The sequence below is a fragment of the Citricoccus sp. genome (genome assembly GCF_035445025.1).
In the GTDB taxonomy this organism is placed as follows: Bacteria; Actinomycetota; Actinomycetes; order Actinomycetales; family Micrococcaceae; genus Citricoccus.
Genome location: NZ_DAOMPX010000126.1, coordinates 1 through 3,466, shown reverse-complemented (window position 1 = coordinate 3,466; position 3,466 = coordinate 1). Strand labels below are relative to the sequence as shown.

The window sequence follows — 3,466 nt, the reverse complement described above, 5'->3', positions numbered from 1 at the left end:
GCGTTGACGATGCCGTCGGCGGCCCGGACCAGTCCGGGCAGGTCCGCGGTGGTGGCGGCGTCCACGGTCTGGCCGGGGAACATGGCACTCATGGCGTGGGCGAGTTCGGTGGCGCGGGCGGGGGCGACGTCGATCAGGTACAGGTGCTGCACGCCCTCGCCCAACAGCGCGGCGGCCACCGCGGAGCCGGCCCCGCCGGTGCCGAGCTGGACCACCGTGTCCTTGGGGGCGTCGGACAGTTCGGTGGCCAGTCCGGCGGCAAAACCGGACTGGTCGGTGTTGTGGCCGATGAACCGCCCGTCGCGGATGAGCACGGTGTTGACCGCCTTCAGGGCGGCGGCCTCGGGGGAGACTTCGTCGAGGTGGGGCAGGACGAGTTGCTTGCAGGGGTGGGTGATGTTGAAGGCGTTGAAGCCCAGGTCGCGGCCGGCGGCCAGCAACTCGCCGACGTCCTGGGCCGGGCGGCCGATGAGGTCCAGGTCGATGGGACGGTAGAGGTAGTGCAGGCCGTGGTGGCGGGCCTCAGCCTCGTGCAGGGCGGGGGAGGTGCTGGCGGTGATGCCGGACCCGATCAAACCCACCAGGTAGGACTCGGACGTGGTGCTCATGGAACTCCTCGGAGGGGGCGGTGCAGGCGGCTGTCGGTGAAACGTGGCTAAAAGGCCACGGGTCGCTCAGGGGCGGGCGGGCAGTTCCGCGGCCAGCCGGTCCGCAGCCTGGCACAGGGCGGACAGGTGTTCCTTCAAGCCGTCCAGGGTGGTGCGGAAGATCGGGGCGGCCAGGGTGACCGCGCCGATCAGCCGGTGGGCGGGGGAGAGCACGGGCACGGCGATGCCGGCCATGCCCACATCGTTCTCCTCGGACTGCCCGGCCCAGCCCTGCTGGCGGACCTGTTCGATCTGGCGGCGCAATTCCTCGCGGTCGGTGACCGAGTGCTCGGTGCGCGGGGTGAGATCAATGGTCTCGAGCAGGTGGTCCCTGGTGGCGGGGTCGGCGAAGGCGAGCAGGACCTTGCCCGAGGCGATGGTGTGCAGCGGTGCCCGGTCTCCCGGGTCGGTGGTCGTGCGGAACTGGGGTCCGTCCACCTTGATGGCGGTCAGGCTGCGGTCGCCGTCCAGGACGTGCAGCACCGAGCTCTCTCCGGTGTCCTGGGTGAGCTGGCGCAGGATGGGTTCGGCCGCCCCATCGAACCCGCGCTGGTGGGCGACCTTCTGGCCCAGCTGGTACAGGCGCACCCCCAAGCGGTAACGCTTGTCCAAGGGGTCGTAGGTGACGAAGTCCGCCTCCACCAACGTGTTCACCAACCGGTAGGCGGTGCTGAACGGGTGACCCGTAGCCTCGGCGATCTCGCCGGCGGTGGCCCCGTCCGGATAGTCCCCCAGCAGGGTCAGCAGATCCAGCACCTTGGTCGCGGTACCGGATTTCGCGGCGGCCATAGCTTCCTCCTTGACACGTGTTGTGACTCACAGCATACTCGTAAACCAGAATGCAGCAACAGTTGCCAATATATGAAATGAACTACAGGGTGTGGCTGTCCTCATCGGAGCTCACGTCCTTGCCACTCCCACCGGTCCCGAGGGCACACCCACGGGCGGACCCACCCCACCGATTCTGATCAGCAGGAGTCACCCTGATGTCCACCCATTCACCCGCGGGCACCTCGTCCGCACCCGCCATTGATTCGTTTGCGGAACAGCGTCAACTCAAGCGTGCCCGCAAGGCCTCCCTGGCCGCCTTCCTGGGCGGGGCGCTGGAGTACTACGACTTCTTCATCTACGCCACTGCCGCGTCCCTGATCTTCAGCCAGATCTTCTTTCCGGCTGGGGACCCGACCGTGGCCCTGATCCAGTCTTTCGCGATCTTCGGGGTCGGGTACGTCTTCCGCCCGTTGGGCGCCTTCGTCTTCGGCCACCTCGGGGACAAGATCGGGCGCAAGAACACCCTGGTGATGACCCTGGTCCTGATGGGGGCGGCGACGTTCCTGATCGGTGTGCTCCCCGACTTCGAGACGGCCGGGTACTGGGCGCCGATCCTGCTGGTGTCGATGCGGGTCCTGCAGGGCCTCTCTGCCGGTGGTGAGACCGCCGGGGCTGCGGCGCTGACCATGGAGGAGTCTCCGGTCGGGCGCCGGGCGTTCTTCCCCAGCTTCGCGATGAGTGGGATCTCCGCCGGCATCGTGCTGGCCTCCCTGGCCTTCCTGCCGGTGGCGGCGATGTCCGAGGAGGCACGGCTGGCGTGGGGCTGGCGCATCCCGTTCTGGCTCTCGCTCGTCGTGCTGGTCGTGGCCTACCTGGTCCGCCGGTCGCTGGAGGAGCCCGAGGTCTTCGAGCAGAAGGCCGAGCACAAGGACCTGGTGAAGCTGCCCTTCGCCGAGATGTTCCGGACTCACCCGGCCCAGTTCTTCCAGGTCACGCTGATGTCCTTCCAGGTCGTGACGAACACCTTCATGCAGGCCTTCGGTCTGGCCTACGCCACCCAGGTGGTGGGTATCCCTGCCGCGACCATGCTGTGGGTGAGCATCCTGGGCAACGCCCTGGCGATCTTCACCCAGCCCCTGTTCGCGGCGATCTCGGACCGCGTCGGGCGCAAGCCGATGTTCATCGGAGGGGTCGCAGGGTCGGCCGTGCTGATCTTCGTCTACTTCAACGTGCTCTCCACGGGGAACATCGCCATGATCTTCCTGGCCAGCACCCTGATCACCGCCGGCACCTACGCGGCGTCGAACTCCATCTACCCGGGCTGGTTCCCCGAACTGTTCAACGTCCGGGTGCGCTACTCCGGCATGGCCATCGGCCTGCAGATCGGCATCCTCTGCGCCGGTTTCACCCCCACCCTCGGCACCGCGTTGGTCGGCGGCGACCCGGCCAACTGGGGGCCCGCGGCCTGGATCGTGGCCGGCTCCTCGATCATCGCCACCATCGGCGCCCTGTGGGCCAAGGAAACCTACCGCACCCCCCTGGACCAGCTCGGCGCACCGGTCCACCACCCCGAGGCCCACGGCGCCGTCAGCCGCTGAACCACCATCCCTGTCAGGCAACCGAAGAGCACTGCCTCACCGGACGGGACGGCCCCAGAAGACACGAATCTTCTGGGGCCGCCCCATGACGTCCAGGACTACGACCGGGTCGCCAATGGACAAGCCTGAGCAGATCGCCTGCGCCGCCTATCAACACCCGCCAGGCCTGACCGCTCGTCTTCGTAGTTCACCCCCATCGCCCTGACTTCGCGCGAACGGTCTCGACAAGCACCGTTTGCCGGGACCCAGAACCGTCCTCGGGAGTCGAACGTTCTTTTGAGGAAGGTAGGGCGGCGGGGATCGCGTGGTTGGAGTCACTGCAATGGACATGGCTCGGCGCGTCAGGACGGCCTGTTCGGGCGTGCTTCGGATGCCGCCCCGTCATCGGGATGGTTCACCGGACGGGTCCTACGGGATGCCCCGAGAGGGGCACTGTTCTTTGTGCAGGTC

General features: G+C 67.7%; 3 protein-coding genes. 1 reads left to right on the top strand and 2 read right to left on the bottom strand.

What is annotated here, in order from left to right; translation table 11 throughout:
* The coding region (locus PLJ28_RS15335) for a shikimate dehydrogenase (protein ID WP_324590385.1) at positions 1–608 on the bottom strand (608 nt) is incomplete at its 3' end.
* Between the two features lie 66 nt (positions 609–674).
* A complete protein-coding gene (locus PLJ28_RS15330) occupies positions 675–1,436 on the bottom strand; it encodes an IclR family transcriptional regulator (protein WP_183529230.1) in 762 nt (253 codons plus the stop codon).
* Positions 1,437–1,633: 197 nt separating this feature from the next.
* Between PLJ28_RS15330 and PLJ28_RS15325 the strand changes: the two genes are divergently transcribed.
* Positions 1,634–3,016: an MFS transporter gene (locus tag PLJ28_RS15325; RefSeq protein ID WP_183529228.1), complete on the top strand. Its 1,383-nt coding sequence runs from the start codon at positions 1,634–1,636 to the stop codon at positions 3,014–3,016.
* The last annotated feature ends 450 nt before the right edge of the window (positions 3,017–3,466 follow it).

Excerpts from the sequence above, each read along its gene's own strand:
- PLJ28_RS15330 (WP_183529230.1), bottom strand. The coding sequence starts at position 1,436 with ATGGCCGCCGCGAAATCCGGTACCGCGACCAAGGTGCTGGATCTGCTG.
- PLJ28_RS15325 (WP_183529228.1), top strand. The coding sequence starts at position 1,634 with ATGTCCACCCATTCACCCGCGGGCACCTCGTCCGCACCCGCCATTGAT.